Raw genomic sequence first — 19,962 nt, 5'->3', positions numbered from 1 at the left:
GCACCGGCGTGATGCCGGCACCAATGTTGCAGAGATGCGGGAAGGTTTCGTTACGGATACGTGGCCCCATATGTGAAAAGGGACGCCGCCCGGTCCTTCGTCCACGCTCCTCCCGATTCATCGATTTTTCGATTTATATCACAAGATTGCGGGAATCCAGGAAGATAAAACGACGGGATGTCTCCAATATCAGCCGCACAGGTGTCTACCTGCCCTCACGCAGAATAGCAGATATTCTGGCGGCACCGCCGAGATCTATATCCGGGTTGCCTGGCTTGGGGCACGATAGCGCCGTCTTCACGGCGTCGACCAGCATATCCGTCGTCAATCCTGCCTCCGGCAGAGCCAAGGCCAGCCCCAATCTCTCCAGCCGTTCGGCCCTGACGGACTGCTCCGTCTCGCCGCCGGCGGTGAAAGGAACCAGAATGGCGCGGCAGCCGGCCACCAGAAGATCACCGACCGTATTATAGCCGGCCTGCGAAATCGAAAGCTCGGCGCCACGCAAAAGGGAGGGAAAATCCTTGCGGAAGCGAACGAGCTCGACATTGCCCGGCGCATCCATGGCGAGATCGGCGTAATCCTGCTCCGGCAGGTTCGGCCCGGCGATCAAGAGCCAGCGGCGATCTCGCGCCACGCGGCTTGCCGCTTCCAACGAGGCGCGGATGAGATCACGCCCGACAGCACCGCCGCCGGCCGAAACGACGATGTCGAAGGTTTCGACCGGTTCCGGCGGCAAAGCGGGTGCGACAAGACCTGTATAGATGATCTTGTCGGCGATTGCCTCGGTCAGGGGAAAGGTCTCCTCCAGCCGGACAAAATGCGGATCGCCGTGAACGAGCACGCCATCGAAGTGATCCCGCAGGAGGCCGACCGTCTCTTCGTCGCGCCCCGGTTTCTTCTGCTGCTGCAGAATATCGCGCACCGAGGTGTAGAGCCTCGGCTTCGGATCGGCTTCAGAAATGGCATCGAGCAGCGGCAGGAGCTCGAAACGCATCTGCCTGCGGCCGAAGGGAAAGGCCTCGATAACAACGACATCTGGCGCAGCCTTCCGGAAGGCCTCGAGAAGAAGATCCCGCCGGCGGGACAGAAACTCTTCGCCGACCGGGTTGCCTGACTGATCGGCGAGGCCGGAAAAACCGGCACTGCTGGCAACCACCGCCGGCAATGTCACCGAGGTGACATCCGCGCCGGGAAATCCGTTGACCGGCACGCCACCAGTGACCACCGTCACCTGGCAGCCGTCTTTCGCCAGCGCGCTGGCAATGCGGCTGGCCCGCGCCAGATGGCCAATACCGAGCAGATGCTGAACGTAGAAAAAGACCCGCAAGGGTTGGCTATGCGAGGCCGTCACGCGGATTTCCGCCATTGATCTTCTTTCTGCCATTGCGCCTCGAACAGCCCGGTCAGCTGCCGGATGCTGGCGTGATAGTCGAAATGCTCGCGCACCCGCCTTTCGGCCGCCTCACCCAGCCTGTGGCGCTGCGCCGGGTTGCGAATGGCGGATTCCAGCGCCACGGCAAGTGCCTGCGGGTCCTCCGGGGGAACAACGAGACCGTTCGTGCCATCTTCGAGTAGTTCGGGGACGCCGGAAATATTAGTGGAGACGCAGACAAGACGCTGGCTCGAGGCCTCGACGAGCACGTTCGGCAGCCCGTCGCGATCGCCGTCGGCGGCCACTCGACAGGCGAGCGCGAAGATATCGGCCTGACGATAATGGGCGAGCACCTCTTCCTGTGCCAGCGCGCCCTTCCAGGTGATGCGATCGGCAATCCCGAGCGTATCGGCCAAGGCTTTCAATTTCGTCAGACCGTCACCGCCGCCAATATGAGAGAAACGCCAGTTGAGGTCGCCGGGAAGCAGCGCCAGCGCCTTCAACAGCACGTCGTATCCCTTCTTCTCGACCGCCCGACCGACACTGAGAAGGAAAGCGGGATCGGAAGCGTCGCTGCCATCGCGGCCAGAATGTTCGCCGGCGAAAGGATCAAAGCGATCGAGATCTAGACCGTGATAGCTCAGATAAACCTTGTCGCCCGCCCCGATCAGATCGCGCATATGCTCGAAACCGGTCCGTGTGCAGGTCACAGTCCAGCGGGCGCGGCCGAGTTTTTCCGAAAGCTCCCAGTCGGGCGACGTCCAGATGTCCTTGGCATGCGCCGAACACGTCCAGGGGATACCGGTCATGATGCTGGCATAGGATGTTACCGAGGCCGGCGTGTGGATAAAGTGCGCATGCAGCCATTCACCGCCGTCAGGCCATTCATGTGCCAGCACCAAGGCCTGACCGAAACGCCGCACTCGGTTCGGTGTGATATCCCGTTTGAGATCGGCCCAGAACTGCTTCAGGAGCGGCTTGAACCCAGGCTTGCCGATGCCGGCAAAGAAGGCGCGAAGCACTCTCAGCGGTTCGTCGTGCAGATATTCCGGCAGATAGACGACGCGCGCCTTGATCTCGTCATGAACAGGATGGCGCTTCTTATCAGTGGGTTTGCGCATCGAGATCAGCGTCAGGTCGAAGCCAGCCTTCTCCAGGCCGAGCAACTCCTGCGCGATGAAGGTTTCCGACAGGCGGGGATAGCCTTTCAGGACCACCAGTATTTTCTTCCGCATCGACAGGTTCCGGTGATCTACTCGGCAACGATCGATAGCGGCGTGTAGCGCTCGCGGTCATCGAACCATTCGCCGATGGTGTGCGAGATGTGCACGAGCCCCTCGAGGCGCATATTGCTGTTGCTCGCCGAGGGCGGCGCCCGGTTCGGCAGGCGCTTCAAAGCAGCTGCAAGCTGCTTCGGGTCGGCCGATTCTTCCGGCAGCAGCATGTCGACGAGGCCGAGCTCGCTTGCCCGCTGCGCGCGGATGAGCTGCTCCTCGCGTGGCCGCGTGCGCGGAATGATCAGCGCCGGCTTGTCGAAGGATAGAATTTCGCAGTAGGTGTTGTAACCACCCATAGCCACGACCGCCTTGGCACCGGCAATCAGCTCTTCCATCTTGTTGTCGAACTCGATGACCTGCAGACAGTTGATCTTGCTGGCGCGCTCCAAAAGCTGGCTGCGCTCCTTGGCCGGCATATAGGGGCCAAGCACGATCAACGTCTTCTGCGTGAGAGAGCTGTCCTCCTCGAAAGCGGCGATGACGTCGCTCACGAGATCGGCGCCGTCGCCGCCGCCGCCTGTTGTCACCAGGATATAATCCTCGTCAGGCACATGTTCCGACTTCGTGCCCAGCGTGGAAACGCTGCGCTGCAGGAAGCCGACGAATTCCATCTTCCGGCGCACGCCGGAGGGAACATCGAGGCCGACGAGCGGATCGTGAAAATCCGGCGGACCATAGACCCAGACGCGATCGTAGAATTGATCGATCTTCTGCAGGACGTTGTTCTTCTTCCATTCGGCTTCCAGCAGGTGTGGCGCATCCATCACATCGCGCATGCCGAGAACAAGCGTGGTGCCCCGCGCCTTCAGATAGGTCAGCGTCTCCTCGACCTCGCCTTTCAGCCCCAACGGCTCCTTGTCGACAATGAAAACGTCGGGCTGGAAGGTTTCGGCCGTATGGCGAATGATCGATTGCCGCATCTTCAGCGTTTCCTGCAGCGCGACATGGCTCGCCATAGACGTGTATTCACCGTCGCGCAGCTTGATGACGCTCGGCACTTTGACGAAATCGACACGGGCGCGATAATCGAATGCCCCGGCGATCGTTGCGCCGGATATGATCAGCACGTTCAGGCCGCGATAGTCCTCAACAAGCGCATGGGCAATCGTTCTGCACCGCCTCAGATGGCCGAGACCGAACGTGTCATGGCTATACATGAGGATTCGAGCATCTTCTAAGCGCCGCTTCATAGGCAAAACCTCTGGGGGTGAAAGTTATACGCGGTATGTCGACAAAGGACATCCGCGGGCCGCTTCTCGAATTGCAATCCTGTCTTCGCCGTTCACCCTGCTATTTGTAGGGATCGGCGGCATCGCGCAAGCCGTCTCCTAAAAAGTTGAACGCCAGAATGATCAAAATCACCGGGATCATAGGAAAAAGGAGCCATGGATAGAAGGCGATGACGCTGACGCTCCTTGCCTCGGTCAGCAAAATACCCCAGCTCGTGATTGGCGGGCGAAGCCCCAACCCAAGGAAGCTAAGTGCGGTTTCGCCGAGAATCATGCTCGGAACGGAGATCGTTGCCGAAGCAATGAGATGCGACATGAAGCCGGGAACGAGATGCCGGCCGATGATGCGCGGCGTGCTGGCGCCCATCAATTGCGCAGCGAGAACATAATCCTCCTCGCGCAAGGACAAAAGCTTAGAGCGCACGGCGCGCGCAAGACCGGTCCAGTCGAGAATGCCGAGAATGATGGTGATACCGAAATAGACAATGATCGGGCTCCAGCTCACGGGCATGATCGCCGCCAGCGCCATCCACAACGGCAGGCTCGGTAGCGATTGCAGCACCTCGATCACGCGCTGGACGAGGAGATCGAAGAGGCCGCCGTGATAGCCCGCCAGACCGCCGATGACGATGCCGAGCACGAAGCTGACCGCAATGCCGATCAGCCCGATGGTCAGGGATATGCGTGCGCCATAGATGATGCGCGACAGCACGTCGCGGCCCAAACGGTCCGTCCCAAGCAGGTACATTTGTCCGCCGACCGCAGGACAGACCAGATGGACGTTCGAATCCACCAGGCCCCAGAAGCGATAGGCGTCGCCCCGACAGAAGAAGCGGATCGGCTGTACATCCGAGGGATTATCGGTATAGACCCGGCGGAGCGTATCAATATCGAGCGTCATCTTGCGGCCGTACACAAACGGTCCGACAAACTCTCCCTTGTTGAAGAAGTGCACCGCCTGCGGCGGCGAATGGATGTAATCGACGTTGCGGGTATGCAGCCCGTAGGGGGCGAGGAACTCGGCAATGACGATCATGCCGTAGGCCAGCAACAGAAAAATGCCTGATGCAAGCGCAAGCTTGTGCTTCTTGAACTTCCACCACATCAGCTTCTTTTGCGAAGCCATATAATAGCGCTGCTGGCCAGCCGACATGGCCTCGAACTGATCCGGATCGAAATCCGCGCTCGAGACATAATGCTCCAGGGGGGCGCCGGGTTTTGGCAGGGATACGCTCACTTTGTGCTCCTGCCTTGCAAGCGGATGCGGGGGTCGAGAAAGCCAAGAGCGATGTCCGAGATCAGCACGCCGATGACGTTGAGGAAGGCGAGGAACATCAAGAACGAGCCGGCGAGATACATGTCCTGGCTCTGCAGTGCGCGGATCAACATCGGACCGGTCGTCTCCAACGACAGTACGATTGCCGTGATCTCGGCGCCCGAAATGATCGACGGCAGGATGGAGCCAATATCGGCAACGAAAAAGTTCAGCGCCATGCGCAGCGGATATTTCACCAGCGCCTTCAGGGGATGCAGCCCCTTGGCCCGCGCAGTGACGACATATTGCTTCTGCATCTCGTCGAGCAGATTGGCGCGGAGGCGGCGGATCATGCCGGCCGTTCCGGCTGTGCCGACGATGATGACCGGGATCCAAAGGTGCGACAGGATCGAACGCGCCTTTTCCCAGCTCATCGGTTGCGAAAGATACTTTTGATCCATCAGATGCCCGATCGACACGCCGAACCAGACATTGGCGAAATACATCAGGATCAGTGCCAGCATGAAATTCGGAATGGCAATACCGAGCAGACCGAGGAAAGTCAGGCCGTAATCGCCCCAGCTATATTGATGGGTTGCCGAATAGATGCCGATCGGAAAAGCGATCAGCCAGGTCAAAAGGATTGTTGTCATCGACACGAGGATTGTCAGCCAGAGCCGGTCGCCGACGACATCCGATACCGGGAGCTGATATTCGAAGGAATAACCGAAATCGCCATGCAGCATGCCGCCGGCCCAGTGCAGGTATTGAAGCGGCAATGGCTGGTCGAGCCCGTATTCGTGGCGAAGATTCTCCATATCCTGGAGATTGGCAGTGTCTCCCTGAGCGCGCAGTTCGGCGATCTGGCTGTCGAAGAAGTCTCCCGGCGGCAGCTGGATGATGGTGAAGACCAACATGGAGATGATGACCAGGGTCGGGATCATCACGGCGGTGCGCCAGAGGATATATTTAAGCATTCCGGCGATCCTCCTTCATCCAGAAGGTGTCCGGCATGTACACGCCGAGCAGGCAGGTCGGGTCGAAGCCGTACAACGCCTTTTCCGGTACATTCTGCATGCTGGCCGAATGCGCGATCGGCTGCAAAGTCGCGTTGACCAGACCGATGGAGAAGACTTGATCCGTATAGACCTTCAGCATCTTGTGCCAGATTTCGGCACGCTCGAAGGAGGAGGCGGCCTCTTCCCATTCGCCCAGCAGCTTGATCAGCTCGACGGCTTCCGGCACATCGGGAGCCACCCCCTGCGTCTGGCGCGACAGATAATACATGCCCCAAAGCGGCCATTGCATCTGGTCGCTGGTCGTCGGCGCCAATTCGCCCGGATTCATGTCGGCCGTCGCCACGCCATTATCGAGGCCGTACCATAACGACATCAAAATGCGGCCGCCCATGGCGCGACTGCGGAAAACATCACGTTGGGATACGCGGATGAAAAGCGCGATGCCAATCTTGCGCCAGTGATCGGTCACCAACTCGAGCACGTCGGAATCGAGCGTACTTTCGCCAGGGGTCTCAACGGTAATCTCCATTCGCCGACCATCCGACAGCAAACGGACACCGTCTTCGTCCCGCTTGTCCAGGCCGACAGCATCCAACAGAGCGTTGGCCTGATCCGGATCGTGCTCGATCCAGGCGGAGGCATATTCAGGTTTGAAAAGCGGGCTGTCGGGCAACACCGTGTTGGCGCTTGCCGTGCCGAGACCGTAGAACACGGCCATGTTGATCTCGTGACGATCGATCGCAAGCGACAGCGCTCTGCGCACCCGAACATCGCGCAAGAGATCGCGCCAGACTGCATCGGCGCTATTCAGATTGGGGTATAGGGCAACGCGCGATCCGCGCGCCGCCTTCCAGAGATCGACCTTGATCTTGCTCGGATCGCGCCTTTCCGCCTCCTTCAGGAACGTATAATCGTTGAAGTCTATGCCGGTCGCTTGAAGATCGCTTTCCCCCGCGCCGGTTTTGGCAGCGATAATCGCCGAAGAACTGATGTTCAGGATCATGCGGTCGATATAGGGCAGCTGCCGCCCGTTCTCGTCAACGCGATGGAAATAGGGGTTGCGTTCGAATACGAACTGCTCGGCCGGCGGCGCTGTCGTGTTTTTCCATGGGTCGAGTACCGGCAATTTGGGATTTTCAGGCCTGTAGGAGCGGCCCATCTTGATATGCAGATCCTGCCATTTCTTCACGCGGCTTTCCTTCATCAGCGAGGAAAGGCGAATGCTGTCCTGGTATTTCTTATGGAACTGCTTGAGATAATGTGCCGGCCCGGCGATGACGAGCGGCTGCGGGGCAGCCAGGATCGGCAAGAAATTCGGGTTGGGATCATCCCAGGAATAGCGCACCGTCAGGTCGTCGAGTAACTCGAAACGCGGCAGGCTACCATGCGGGCGCAGCTCCAACGCACCTCCGCCGGGCGTTAGCTCTTTGTTGAGGATAACGTCTTCCCACCAATACCGGAAGTCATGGGCCGTAAACGGCTCTCCGTCGGACCATTTATGGCCCTCGCGCAGCTTGAAGGTGAACACCATATCGTTGACGGTGGAAAAGGATTCGAGAATATCCGGCTGAAGCGTCAACGTGCTGTCATAGCCAACCAGGCGGGCATAGCCATAGATGGTCATGAGGCGGATGTCGTTCTGGCTGCCGATGAGCGTGCGCACGGAGCCGCCGTAACGGCCCGCCACGCGGCCCATGGCCGCGACGTTGATGACACGGGGGAACTTCGGCAGGCGTTTGGCGAGGTGCGGCATCTGGCCGGCCCTCAGCCAATCGGCGAGGTATTCCGGCTCATTGTCGACATCAGCCGCCAGAAGAGGCTGCGGCAAAACTGCGGAAGCCATCAGGCCAAGGAACGTACGCCGGCCGATCATTTGCGCAACTCCTGGGCATCGACACCCCGACGCACGCGCACGAAATGTCCGCCGCCCAAATCCGCATAGGTAAGCTCCCCGTCGGCACCGTCCGAAAATTGCGGCCCCCATTTCTGCCGGGCAGCAGGGCCTTCGCTGTTCAGGGCGGAAAAATCCAGCGGTCGGTCGAGATCGGGAAACGGAACGGCGGCGAGCAGAGAACGCGTATACGGATGGACGGGGGCGCGCAGAATGACCTCCCGCGGAGCGATTTCGACGATGCGTCCTCGCGCCATGACGGCTATGCGGTCAGCCATGTAATCCACCACTGCGAGATTATGCGAAATGAAGAGATAGGTCAGACCGAGCTCTTTCTGCAGATCCTTGAGAAGGTTCAGGATCTGCGCCTGAACCGACACATCGAGCGCCGAGACGGGCTCATCGAGGATCAGAAGCTTTGGTCCAAGCGCCAATGCGCGCGCAATTCCGATACGCTGCCGCTGGCCACCTGAAAAGCTGTGCGGATAGCGGCTCAGATAGTGCTTGTCGAGCCCGACCGCCTGCATCAGCGCCTTGACCTTCTCCTTGCGCTCGTCGCTGTCGCCACGCCCATGGATTTCCAAGGGTTCGCTGAGGATGTTGCGGATGGTCATGCGCGGAGAAAGCGAAGAGACCGGATCCTGGAAAACCATCTGAATCTTCGTGCGCAGATCCATCAACTCGTCGCCCTTGACGGCAAGCACATCGATCTTGCCGCTGCCGTCGTCGAAGCTTACGGAACCGCTATCGGCAGTGACACCCCGCATCAGTATCTTGCTGACGGTGGTCTTACCGCAGCCGCTTTCCCCGACCAGGCCGAGACATTCGCCGCGGCGAATGTCGAAACTGACATCATCGACCGCACGGAACTTCGTGCCATCGCGCCGCCCAAACAGTCCGCCGGCCTTCGACGTATAGGTCTTGGTCAGATTGCGCACGCTGAGCAGGACATCGGGCGCGGCGCCCGCAGCCGGCACGCCGCTGCCGATAAGCTTCTTCTTGCCGGAAAAGGTGCCGAGATTGACCGGAACGTCCCGCAGGGACTTCAATCGCTCTCCCGGCTTCATATCGAAATGCGGCACCGCCGACATCAGCGCCTTCAGATAGCGATGCTGCGGCTGGCGAAAGATCGTCTCGACCGGGCCTGCTTCCATGATCTCGCCGTGATAGATGACCACGACTTCGTCGGCCATATTCGCGACAACGCCGAGATCATGGGTGATCAGCAGCATTGCCATGTTGAACGTCTGCTGGAGATTGCGAAGCAGTCCGAGGATCTGCGCCTGAATGGTGACATCCAACGCGGTCGTCGGCTCGTCGGCAATCAGGAGCGCCGGGTTGCAGATCAGCGCCATGGCGATCATTGCACGCTGGCGCATGCCCCCGGAAAGCTCGAAAGGATACATGTCGAAAGTTCGAACCGGGTCCTGAAAGCCGACGAGATGCAGCATCTCTTCCGTCTTTTCACGCTGCTCGGCTCTGCTGGTACCTGCGCTATGAATGCGCAGCGCTTCGCTGATCTGGTTGCCGACCGTATGCAACGGCGACAGCGAGGTCATCGGCTCCTGGAAGATCTTTGCCATGCGTGCGCCGCGCAGCGCGCGGATAGCGACCCCGTCACGCGGCAGCTGGAGAATATCGGTGGTCTTGCCGTCGAGCGGATCGGTGAAGAGAATCCGTCCGGTCGCCTTCGCCGCCGCCGGAAGAATGCCCATGATCGACTGGCTGATGATCGATTTGCCGGAGCCGGATTCGCCGACGAGCGCCGTAACCTTGCCTGGAAGCACTCTCAAGCCGGCATTTTTGACGACGCGCAGACTATCCCCGTAGAGGGAAAACGAGACGTCTAGGTTCTCGATACGCAGTAGATCAGTCCCTGACGCCATACATATTACTTCCCGCTCACATGACCTTTGTGGCCTTATGCGGCACACTAACGTAGGCCATAACGGGTGTCTAGCTGGTCAAAGCAATGCGGAGACTGTAAAAAAACTGTCGCCTTTCCAGTGATATATCGGCTTATGCTGAAGCGTAAGGCATGTGCCGTCACGGAGCGAGGTTTTCGACTTGAAGACGGCCCTCGAACTTCTTGGCATCCCTGTGCAAGAGAATAACCTGTTCGGCCTCGGAGAGGCCGTCGGCCGCCGTCTCCTGAAAGATCTCCAGCGCGCTGCTGGCTGCTGCCGCGGCCTTCGGAGAGACAACTGTGAAGCGCTGGCGCACGCCGCGAAGCTTTTCTTCTCCCAGCGTCCCCCATTCGCAATCGGTGTAACTTGAGAAAGCCTGGCTCGCGACGACCTCCGTCGAATATTTCTTGGTCAGCGACTGCAGCCTCTCGACCTCGTTGACCGCCGCGCCAAAGGCCGAAAAGGTCAGCCGGTCCTTCAATCCGACATTGCCGAACATGACGTTGCCGACATGCAGGCCGATCCCGTAGCGCACCTCGCTCAGATTACGCGACTGGCGATCGCTGTTGAGCGCGGCAACGCGGCGCTGCGCCTCGAAAACAGCCGACAGCGCGGCTTCGCACGCGACCTTGGACGGGTCCTTGTGCCGGCCGCACGGATAGACCGCCAGAAAACCGTCGCCGAGAAAGCTCAAGATCTCGCCGCCATTGCGATTGAAAGGCGCAGCAATCGCATCGAAGAATTCGTTCAGCGTATCGATATAGGCTTGGCGCCCTTCCTTTTCGGCAAAAACTGTGGATTGCCGCATGTCGCCCATGACGAGCGCTGCTCGGATCGTCTCTCCATCGCCGCGGCGGATTTGGCCGTTCAGCACGCGCTTCCCGGCATCGCCGCCGAGATAGGTGGTCAGCATATTGTTGGCGAGCTTGCCGAGAACCGCCATCTTGGCGGCCATGGCGAGATGGTTCTGCATGCGCATCAACGCGCCGATCATATCTTCGCTGAAACCACCGATGTTGTCGGTGGACCAGGAGCCCATCATGCCCTGCATCGAACCGGCCCCGAAGGTCTGCACGAAGGCCATGTAGTCGGTCACCTTCTCCTTGCGCAGGTCCTCGAAGATCGGAAACTCGACCGCGCCGTCACTGTCGATCCGGCGACGCAGGTGCTGAAGATTGTTGGAGAGAAGATAATAATAGGGGCTGCGCATGAAGCGTTCCGGCTGTTCGTTCCCGTGCCGGTAGCCCTCGATCGTCAGACCGCCACCCCGACGCCAGGTAAAACCGAGCGCGTCATAGAGCGGATGAAGCATGGAGAAGGTCAGATGCACGCGCTTGAGCGGCATCCCGGTGGCGGCCATGCGTTCGCAGAAACCGCGAACGACGGTTTCCAGGTTCTCGCCCGTTAGGGCGGCCTGCGTCAGCCATTCCGCAACTTTATCGATAAGAATATCAGAGACACCCGAACTGATTGCCATTATTCCCGCGGCCTATCCTGCAATGCTGGATGCCTCCACCCGCCTATGGCGTACCGTCGATTTCGCCGGCATCCGTATCCGGGACTTCCAGCCCATCGTTAAAGACTGAAAGAAGCATCATGCGATGGCACCGACACGTTCCATTGCCACCTTGGATCGTGCAGGCACCCAAAATATTGACTGTATTTCCTCACACCCCGCACATGAAATGCGGCAAAGGGACAGCCGCCGCAACCGGCGACTCTCGTTTTGTTCTCATTGAGATAAGGCGCATATTCAACTGACACAATGGGCAAAAAGCAAATGGATCGATAAAATTGCGACTGCAGCCCTGCGCGTTGCAGATGAAATCATTCGCCCGCGGCAAGCGCGGGCGGCCGCTTTCCCCGCAACGCCATGGCTGCCATCGCATACCCCCCGCTCGCCCCATCGATGAAGTGCATATGGTCGCGCATGAGAGGCGTCGGAACGAAACAGGTCATCAGCGCACTGTCCTGTCGATGCAGACCGAAGCGACACACGCCTTCTGCCTCTGCCTGGCGTAAGCGTGCCTCGATACGTTCGAGATGTTCGGTATCGACATCGATGGTCATTTTCAGACCGTCATCGAACTTGCGGAAATCGGAATTCGCAGCGAGATCGCGCCGATAGGCCTTAGCGTCGAAGAATGCTGCCCTCACGCGGAACTTGTCGAGGCTCCAGAGCAGGATGACCTGGGCGTCGATAAGAAGCTTGCGCCACCAGCGGTTGGCCGGAGCGGCAAGAGCCCGGGCTTCGATATCGACACCATCGAACTTCAATGCTGGCGTCGGGCCTTCCACCGGTACGGGGTGGCTGTCGCGGCTCTGCTCTGCAGAGATGGCGATGATATCGGCGACCAATTGCTGAAACTGCGGACCGTTTCCAGCCTCGCCGGGGATGGCGATGATGGAGATGATCTCGCCATTTTGCGCCTTTATCGGATTCCAGCGGCAGGAAAGCCCTGTTAGATCGGGCTCCGCCTTTTCCGGCGGCGCTTCGACGATGAAGCGTCCTTCCTTCATCTGCCGTTCTGCCCAGCTCGTGCCGCCGCCCGAAAACATGGCGTAGGAAACATGGTCGTTTGGGTTGAAACGCGCGACCTGCACGTCGAACCCCTCGTCGCGGATGGCGGTCATCGGCACCAAGGCGGTGCGGAGATCGAGCTGCAGCTCTTCCATCACCCAGCCCCGCACCGCTGAAAGCGCCTGCCGCGCCCGCTCCTCGCCGGAGGGCGGGACTGCCACCAATGCGCCATCCCCGCCGAAGGCGAAGGGATAATCACCTCGATCCAAAGCGTTCAGCACGGCGGAAATCACGCTGGCGCCGGCCATGTTGACCGACTTGTAATGACCCGCGGCAATCGCCTTTGTCGAGCTGACGATGTCGGCGATCGCAATCAACCAGTCACTCGGCAGGGGCTGGTAGTTGGCGCTGTCGGTCACTCCCTCGAAACGAGTGAAGCCCGAAAGCTTGTGGAAGAAATCATCGTTGGACGGCTCGGCCATGATATCCTCCTTTGGTGCGCGCCGCGACAATCTATCCCTACAGCAAATGCCTCGAAAAGCCAGCGGGTGGTCGACGCCAGGATGCCCGCCGTGCTAGGCCCACGGCGGGAGAAGCATAGAACGCCAAGGGTATTTCAAATACGATGAGCCGCCTGGATAGTTTCATTCGCCGCCTCAGCGCGCAACGCGACATTCTCAATGCCGTTGCCGATGAGGTGAGGACGCTCCACGGCCCGGTGCTGGAGCTTGGCCTCGGCAACGGCCGCACCTTCGATCATCTGCGCGAACTCTTCCCCGATTATCGCATCGTCGCATTCGACCGGACGGTCAACGCCTATGGTCCTTCCATGCCGTCGGCCGAAAACCTTGTTCTCGGTGAGATCAAGGACACGGCGAGAACTTTCATTGGCGCCAACGCCTCGCTCGCCCATGCCGATATCGGCACCGGCTATGAAGACAAGGACGCGATAACATTGACCTGGTTGCCGGAAATCATGGCTGGCGTGCTGGCACCGGGCGGGCTTGCGATCAGCGGCCTCCCCCTCGAACATCCGGATCTCGCTGTGCTGCCGCTGCCCTCGAGCGTCAAGGGCGGGCGCTATTTCATCTATCGGCGCAGATAGGGTCAGCGCAGAAACAGAACGTCGAACTGTTCGCCCGCCACCGGCAGTTCGACTACCTTCATGATCCGCTCGCCGCTTTCGAAGAAGGCGAGACATTCGCCATAGTGTCCGGCGAGATCGGCGATGAAGTCTCTGGTCTGATCCTTGCCGTAGAAGGCCGGCGTGAACTCCATGTAGAGCGGCACTTTTCGAGCCATCAGCGCGCCCATCGAACGGCAGGCAACCGGCTCGTAGCCCTCGATGTCCATCCAGATCAGCCCGATATCGGCGGGATCGACGCCTGCCTGCAGGAGAATATCGCCAACCGGTCGGACGGGGACCGAGATCTTCTCGTCGGTCGGGCTTTGCCGCAGCGCGCTGCTTTTGCCATGGTTCTTGTGATTGAGATAGAAATCGAGCTGCCCCTCGCGATCGCCGGCGGCGCAATTGACCGCACTCACCATTTCCTGCAGGCCATTATCAGCAATATTGACTGCCAGCAGGCGAAAATTGCGCGGGTCCGGCTCGACGCTGACAATGCGGTCATAGGCACCGCTGAGGGCAAAATAGCAGGTCTGCGTGCCGATATTGCCGCCAAGTTCCAGGAGCGCCGATCCCTTGCGCAACAGGCCGTGCTCGCGCAGGACGCTCAGCAGGCGATCGACATGGTCGCGCTCGAAATGCCCTTTGCGAAAAACCTTGCGGCCGATGTAGTCGGACGGCGAGAAACTGAGGACGTGATCGCCGCAATCGACCGTCATCGCCTTCACGCGGGGACCTATGGCACTGATAAGAATATCCCGGCCGAGCCTGGTGTCGAACAGGCGCGTGGCGATCGCGTCCCGCTTGCGGCGAAAAGCTCGCTTCCAGTATTTTCTTGTGAGAATCTTGGCGTCAAACATGAGCGCCATCTCTACACCGGCGCCATTCCGTTGCAAACGGACAAGGGCGACGCCGCCGCCACTCTCCGAAAATCAGGCAAAATGGGCGCTCGCCTCTTTCGAAACGATATAGACCCGCAAGGGCTCGCCCCGACCTCTGACGGCAATCTCGCGGCTTTCGGTGTCGGCGATATCGGCTTCCGAAAGCTGCGCCACCGGCTCCGAAAAGACCAACGCGGCGTTGAATTCCTTGGCGACGCTTTCCAGACGGCTGGCAACATTGACGGTATCGCCAATTGCCGTCACATTCTTGACGCTGCCATAGCCCATCGATCCCACGACGGCGAGGCCGGTGTGGATGCCGATGGCGATTTCGAGCGGGGCAGCCAAGTCATCAGCCAGCTCGGCACTGAGCTTGTCGATCTCCCGGATGATTGCGGCGGCCGCCTTCAGGGCCTGACGATTGGCCTCCTTCGGGGTTGCGCGAAGGCCAAAGAGCGCCATGGCGCCATCGCCGATGAACTTATCCATCCGGCCACCATTTTCTTCGATGATGCGGCCAACGATGGCGAAATAGCGGTTGAGCAGGAAAACGATGTCGAAGGGTAGCCGCGATTCCGTCAGCGAGGTGAAATGGCGTAGATCGCAGAAGAAGACGACGATCTCCCGCTCGCGGCCGGGACTTGCGGCCTGCGTGTAGACCGGGATCGTCGCCTCGGCCATCGGCGTCAGCAATGGCACCACGCTGACATTGCCGATCGGGCGCAGCTGGCAGGCAAGCCTGACATCCGGCGTGGCGCCGATACGGTTCAAGGTTTTCTGTTCCAGCGGCTCGGGCGACGGCAGATTTTCGGCTCCCTCGATGATCTGCACGCGGCAGGTGGAGCATTGCCCCTTGCCTCCACAGACCGAATAATGCGGGATGCCGCCGAGACGGCTTGCCTCAAGCACGGTAAAGCCGCGCGGTGCATGCACGACTTCCCCGCCTGCATAACGAATGGCAATCTGATATTGCCGTTCTCGCAGTCTGCGATGCGCTCGGAAGGCAAAAAGAACGGCGATCGACAGACTGAAGGCGCCATAGAATCCGGCGCGGTACGGCCACAAGTCTTCCGCCATCCTACCGCCGGGCGCCGAGCCTGTTTCGCCAAAGCTTCGTACGTCGCTGTAATGCCGCCTGGATAGCCGCGCTCATCCTCCTGGGCGACCTCATGCGCCACCGTCTTGCCCATTGCGGCAAAGCCGAGCAAAGCGAGAATCGGCAGGACGATGGCAAGCGACAGCATGACGGGCGCGATCGCCATATACCAGGGGCGGTAGCGCAGCCAGAAATGAACGCCGATGCATCCGTGAAGCCAAACGATCAGGAGGACGAACGACTGGCGCATCCCATTGAACGGCGAATTCACCCACAAGGTGCGTACGACCGCCTTATAGGTGTCGTGATAGCCGTAGACCTCATGAACGATGCGTGTCGCAACGATATGGTCGATCAGCAGGAGGGGCACCAGCAGACCGGTAACGATCTGAAAAGCCTCGCCGGCGGGCATGACGAGCGTCCTGCGCTTGTAGAGCATTCGCAGCACGAGCAGGATATGCAGGATCAGCGCCCCATAGAGCAGCACGGTTCCGAGCGGATTGCGCCAAACCACCATGAACCAATGTTGCGCATGTTCGGCCATGCCGAGTGAGATCAGGCCGAGGGAATGGTTGGCCAAATGCATGATGACGAAAGCAAAAACGATCAGACCCGAGCCGAGACGCAGCTTTCGCACAAGGCGATCGGTCATGAATGGCTTTCTTGCCTCTATGGTCATCAAACCCAATGTATATTGCCCGTTCACAACTGATCCGAAAACGGTTATCGCCTATTCATCTGCAGCGCCGCGCGTCAAATATGACGCGCAAAGGTCGCTGTAGCACTTTTAACCTGCTGCATAATTTTATCCTCAAATCGATCCCGATTTAAGGAATTATGCAGTAGCCGCAACGCCGCATGCTGTCGAGGATGCGGCTTTTTGAAGCAGGGATCTTATTGTCACGCAACCGGTCGGAATTCGGGCAATCCTTTCACGATTCGGGCTCCTGCCATCACTTAATCGTCAACCGTGTGACGACATCATGAAAATCGCCTTTTACGCTCCCTTGAAGTCGCCTGCCCATCCGGTCCCATCCGGTGACCGGCTGATGGCGCGCCAGATCACCGCAGCATTGAAGATGGCGGGCCATCAGGTTGACGTCGCTTCCGAATTGCGCAGCTTCACGCCCACTCCGGACGCCGGCCCACGCGTGGAGATCGCCCGGCAGGCGAAAAGTGAGGCGGAGCAATTGCTGGAGCAGTGGCAGCATACGGCACCGCCGGATCTATGGTTCACCTATCATCCCTATTACAAGACACCCGATCTCATCGGCCCGTTCGTCGTCAGGAGGCTTAATATCCCTTATGTCACGGCCGAGGCTTCCTACTCCCGTCGTCATGACGAGACCGGCTGGCACGAGAACCAGCGCCTTATTGCCGATGCGGTAAGGCTTGCCGCCGTCAATCTGTGCTTCACCGAGCGCGACCGGATCGGTTTGCTCGATGCAATTCCCGAGGGCCGTTACGAGCGCTTCCCGCCCTTCATCGATACCGCGCCCTTTGCACGCTCCTTCGCCGATCCGCGACGGCTGATTACGGTGGCGATGCTGCGCAGGGGCGACAAGTTCGACAGCTACGCCATGCTGGCAAGTGCGCTCGATCTCATCCGCGATCAGGATTGGACCCTGACCGTCATCGGTGACGGGCCGATGCGCGGCGAGGTAACGTCGCTGTTCTCCGCATTTGGCGAAGACCGCATCGTCTGGCGCGGAGAACGTTCCACCGCAGAGATCGCGCAAGAGCTGGCGACAGCCGGTCTCTACGTCTGGCCAGGATGCAACGAAGCCTATGGCCTCGCCTATCTCGAGGCACAGGCCGCCGGCCTACCCGTCGTCGCGCAGGCAACGGCCGGTGTGCCGGAAGTGGTGATGGCGGGCATGACAGGACTTCTAACACAGGAAAGCGATGTCGAGGCCTATGCCGGGGCTATCGCCGAGCTTTTGAACGACGCGAGCCGGCATCGGGCCATGGCAGACGCAGCCTATGACTTCGTGCATCAGAAGCGTTCACTGCCCGCCGCATCGAAGCGGCTGGAAACCATTCTTCGAAAATATCTGGGAGACACCTATTATGAGCGATAGAGCCGACTGGCAGCCCCTGCGCGACGAGCTGCAGCGATGGAGCGCGGCCGGGCGAAAGGCGAAGCTATGGTTCCGCGACGACGACGCCATAGAGCCGACCCCTCCCCTCGACCGGCTTCTATCGCTTGCCAATCGTTTCGACGTGCCTATCGCGCTTGCGATCATTCCGCAACCGACGGGCAAGGCACTCGCCGAACGGCTGGCGGGCGAAAGCCGCGTCACCGCCACCGTGCATGGCTGGACCCACCAGAACTATGCGCCTGACGATACCAAGAAGCAGGAACTCGGCCTGCACCGGCCGCAGGCGGTCGTGCTCGACGAGCTGCATCGCGGTTTCGATAAGCTCGAAGCTCTTTATGGCAAGCAGTTCGTACCGCTGCTGGTGCCGCCGTGGAACAGGATCGACGATGCGCTGCTGCCGCATCTCGCCCCCTTCGGCTATCGCGCCGTCTCCGTCTTCGGATTGGCAAAACAGGCCCCCATCGGCTTGATCAATACGCATATCGATATCATGAGATGGCACGGGGTGCGTGGCGGTTTATCACATGCCGAAGTGATCGGACGTCTCGTGGAAGAGCTCCGGATCCGTTTCGACGGTCACGACGAACCGATCGGGGTGATGACGCACCATCTCGTCCATGACGATCTCGCCTGGGATTTCGTCGAGACACTGTTCGAGGAAACGGCCGACCATGCCGCCATCGAATGGCGGCCAGTCGGCAACTTCGTATACTAAAGCGCATCGCGCTTAGCTAAGTTCCTGAGCAAGCCCGATGAGGAGCCCTTCAGGCCCGCGGATATAGCAGAGGCGATATGCGTTGCCATACTGGACGACTTCGCCGACGAGCTGCGCACCGCGCTTGCGGAGCCTTTCAAGCGTCTCGTCGATGTCGTCGACGGCGAACATAACCCGGAGGTAGCCCAAGGCATTGACCGGATCGTTCCGGTGATCCGCGACGACAGCCGGCGCGAGAAAGCGGGAAAGCTCGAGCCGGCTGTGCCCATCCGGTGTGCGCATCATGGCAATCTCGACGCGCTGATCGCCGAGCCCGGTGATACGCCCGGCCCACTCTCCCTCAATCGTCGCCTGCCCTTCGAGCTCAAGGCCAAGCTCGCCAAAGAAATCGATCGCGCCGGAGAGGTCTTCGACGACGATTCCGACATTGTCCATCCGTTTGACGGCCATGCTTGCAACCTCCCGAAAGTCGTTCCAGTCTAAGGGGTGCTGCTCGGTCTAACAATGGGTGCTTGCGGCCAAACGTACGTCAGAGCTGCAGCGATTGTCCGTCAAAGGCGAAGAACGCTTCGGGGAAGCTCTTCTGCGCATCGTGCTGCATATCATCCAGTTCGCGGTCCGTGCGGCCAGGCGCATGATGGAACATGGCAAGCCGCTTGGCACCGGCCTTCTTGGCGAGCTTGATGCCCTCCTGCCATGTAGAATGGCCAAAACCGAGATATTTCTGCATCTCCGCTTCGAGATAGGTCGCATCGTAGATGGCAAGATCTGCATCCGCCATCAGTTCAAGCGCCGCCTCATCGAGTTTGCCTGCCACGTGCTCGGTGTCATAGACCATGGCGATCACCCGACCCGCCCATTCGATGCGATAGCCGATACAGCCGCCGGGATGGTTCAGCCTCGTCGTATGGATGACGATGCCCGGATGCGGCTTCAACGTATCGCCGGCGGCGAAATCGCGGAAATTCATCGTCGCACGACAGATGTCGGGTTCAACAGGAAACCATGGCGGCCGCATGAACTGGCCGATCAGCTGCCGCGTCGTCGTCTTGCCGGCCAGATGGCCCGACCAGAGATCGACGCTGACGCGCGGATCGTAGATCGCGTTGAAGAAAGGCAGCCCGATGATGTGGTCGTAGTGGGAGTGAGTGAAGAAGAGATCGATATCGCGGACCCCCTCCTTGGCAAGCGAACCGGCCGCTTCGCGCAAACCCGTTCCGGCGTCGAATAAGATATGCCTGCCCGCATGCCGTAACTCTATGCACGACGTATTACCGCCGTACCGCTCAAATTCCGGTCCCGATACAGGGATGCTTCCCCGCACGCCCCAAAATTTCAGCTCAAAACTATCGTTGTTCATGGAAGTTTTTACACCATTCCCCTTTCGGTCAAAAAAAGCACACTTTTGCTATCGTGCGAAGCCAGCAATTTCCAAAAGTTGCGCGGTGGTAAAAACTGGATCTCATCGGTCTGCCGACACAGATCGTTGAACGGATTGCCGCCAACGGATCGCACAGATCTAATATAGGTATGAAATGGCAGAATAGATAAGAGGCGGGAATTAGCGTGTG

The 19,962-nt window shown here is 59.6% G+C and carries 17 protein-coding genes; 3 read left to right on the top strand and 14 right to left on the bottom strand.

What is annotated here, in order from left to right; translation table 11 throughout:
• Window positions 1-205: 205 nt before the first annotated feature.
• From ACK83U_RS21920 to ACK83U_RS21880, 9 genes are all read right to left on the bottom strand, one after another.
• Complete coding sequence (locus tag ACK83U_RS21920) at window positions 206-1,366, bottom strand: glycosyltransferase (RefSeq protein ID WP_112608717.1); 1,161 nt, start codon at window positions 1,364-1,366, stop codon at window positions 206-208.
• Window positions 1,348-2,613, bottom strand: coding sequence for a glycosyltransferase family 4 protein (locus ACK83U_RS21915; RefSeq protein WP_412475026.1), 1,266 nt, complete (start codon window positions 2,611-2,613; stop codon window positions 1,348-1,350). The genes ACK83U_RS21920 and ACK83U_RS21915 overlap by 19 nt, the downstream gene beginning before the upstream one ends.
• A gap of 11 nt (window positions 2,614-2,624) precedes the next feature.
• Complete coding sequence (locus ACK83U_RS21910; RefSeq protein WP_112335846.1) at window positions 2,625-3,839, bottom strand: glycosyltransferase family protein; 1,215 nt, start codon at window positions 3,837-3,839, stop codon at window positions 2,625-2,627.
• Between the two features lie 100 nt (window positions 3,840-3,939).
• Window positions 3,940-5,115 carry an ABC transporter permease gene (locus ACK83U_RS21905; protein WP_412474996.1) on the bottom strand — a complete coding sequence of 392 codons (1,176 nt, stop codon included), beginning with the start codon at window positions 5,113-5,115 and terminating at the stop codon, window positions 3,940-3,942.
• Window positions 5,112-6,110: an ABC transporter permease gene (locus ACK83U_RS21900; protein WP_015343453.1), complete on the bottom strand. Its 999-nt coding sequence runs from the start codon at window positions 6,108-6,110 to the stop codon at window positions 5,112-5,114. Before ACK83U_RS21900 ends, ACK83U_RS21905 begins: the two co-directional genes overlap by 4 nt.
• Window positions 6,103-8,025 carry an ABC transporter substrate-binding protein gene (locus tag ACK83U_RS21895; RefSeq protein ID WP_112608711.1) on the bottom strand — a complete coding sequence of 641 codons (1,923 nt, stop codon included), beginning with the start codon at window positions 8,023-8,025 and terminating at the stop codon, window positions 6,103-6,105. The genes ACK83U_RS21900 and ACK83U_RS21895 overlap by 8 nt, the downstream gene beginning before the upstream one ends.
• Window positions 8,022-9,929, bottom strand: coding sequence for an ABC transporter ATP-binding protein (locus ACK83U_RS21890; RefSeq protein ID WP_112608709.1), 1,908 nt, complete (start codon window positions 9,927-9,929; stop codon window positions 8,022-8,024). Before ACK83U_RS21890 ends, ACK83U_RS21895 begins: the two co-directional genes overlap by 4 nt.
• Before the next feature lie 160 nt (window positions 9,930-10,089).
• Window positions 10,090-11,427, bottom strand: a complete 1,338-nt coding sequence (locus ACK83U_RS21885) for an adenylate/guanylate cyclase domain-containing protein (protein WP_112335850.1) — start codon at window positions 11,425-11,427, stop codon at window positions 10,090-10,092.
• Window positions 11,428-11,777: 350 nt separating this feature from the next.
• Window positions 11,778-12,953, bottom strand: a complete 1,176-nt coding sequence (locus tag ACK83U_RS21880; protein WP_112608707.1) for a DUF3095 domain-containing protein — start codon at window positions 12,951-12,953, stop codon at window positions 11,778-11,780.
• A gap of 143 nt (window positions 12,954-13,096) precedes the next feature.
• Here ACK83U_RS21880 and ACK83U_RS21875 point away from each other — a divergent pair, with 143 nt between their 5' ends.
• Window positions 13,097-13,576 (top strand): class I SAM-dependent methyltransferase, encoded by a 480-nt coding sequence (locus ACK83U_RS21875; protein WP_112608705.1) that lies wholly within the window; start codon window positions 13,097-13,099, stop codon window positions 13,574-13,576.
• A gap of 2 nt (window positions 13,577-13,578) precedes the next feature.
• Here the strand turns inward: ACK83U_RS21875 and ACK83U_RS21870 are convergent, their stop codons facing one another.
• From ACK83U_RS21870 to ACK83U_RS21860, 3 genes are all read right to left on the bottom strand, one after another.
• Window positions 13,579-14,457, bottom strand: a complete 879-nt coding sequence (locus tag ACK83U_RS21870) for an FkbM family methyltransferase (protein WP_112609137.1) — start codon at window positions 14,455-14,457, stop codon at window positions 13,579-13,581.
• A 72-nt stretch (window positions 14,458-14,529) separates the two neighbouring features.
• A complete protein-coding gene (locus tag ACK83U_RS21865) occupies window positions 14,530-15,360 on the bottom strand; it encodes an adenylate/guanylate cyclase domain-containing protein (RefSeq protein ID WP_412475025.1) in 831 nt (276 codons plus the stop codon).
• Window positions 15,246-16,226 carry a hypothetical protein gene (locus tag ACK83U_RS21860; RefSeq protein WP_412475044.1) on the bottom strand — a complete coding sequence of 327 codons (981 nt, stop codon included), beginning with the start codon at window positions 16,224-16,226 and terminating at the stop codon, window positions 15,246-15,248. The genes ACK83U_RS21865 and ACK83U_RS21860 overlap by 115 nt, the downstream gene beginning before the upstream one ends.
• A 331-nt stretch (window positions 16,227-16,557) precedes the next feature.
• Here ACK83U_RS21860 and ACK83U_RS21855 point away from each other — a divergent pair, with 331 nt between their 5' ends.
• Together ACK83U_RS21855 and ACK83U_RS21850 are read left to right on the top strand one after the other, a co-directional pair.
• Entirely contained in the window at window positions 16,558-17,655 is a 1,098-nt protein-coding gene (locus ACK83U_RS21855; RefSeq protein ID WP_112608701.1) for a glycosyltransferase family 4 protein, read from the top strand.
• Complete coding sequence (locus ACK83U_RS21850) at window positions 17,645-18,391, top strand: polysaccharide deacetylase family protein (protein WP_112608699.1); 747 nt, start codon at window positions 17,645-17,647, stop codon at window positions 18,389-18,391. Before ACK83U_RS21855 ends, ACK83U_RS21850 begins: the two co-directional genes overlap by 11 nt.
• Before the next feature lie 12 nt (window positions 18,392-18,403).
• Here ACK83U_RS21850 and ACK83U_RS21845 read toward each other — a convergent pair whose 3' ends face one another.
• Window positions 18,404-18,841, bottom strand: coding sequence for a VOC family protein (locus ACK83U_RS21845; protein ID WP_112608697.1), 438 nt, complete (start codon window positions 18,839-18,841; stop codon window positions 18,404-18,406).
• 79 nt (window positions 18,842-18,920) lie between these two features.
• Window positions 18,921-19,751 carry an MBL fold metallo-hydrolase gene (locus ACK83U_RS21840; RefSeq protein ID WP_112410346.1) on the bottom strand — a complete coding sequence of 277 codons (831 nt, stop codon included), beginning with the start codon at window positions 19,749-19,751 and terminating at the stop codon, window positions 18,921-18,923.
• Window positions 19,752-19,962 lie beyond the last annotated feature (211 nt).

The sequence above is a fragment of the Rhizobium sp. WW22 genome (genome assembly GCF_047041135.1).
Classification (GTDB): domain Bacteria; phylum Pseudomonadota; class Alphaproteobacteria; order Rhizobiales; family Rhizobiaceae; genus Rhizobium.
Note: the sequence above shows the minus strand (reverse complement) of the source record. Positions and strands in the feature narration are given on the sequence as shown.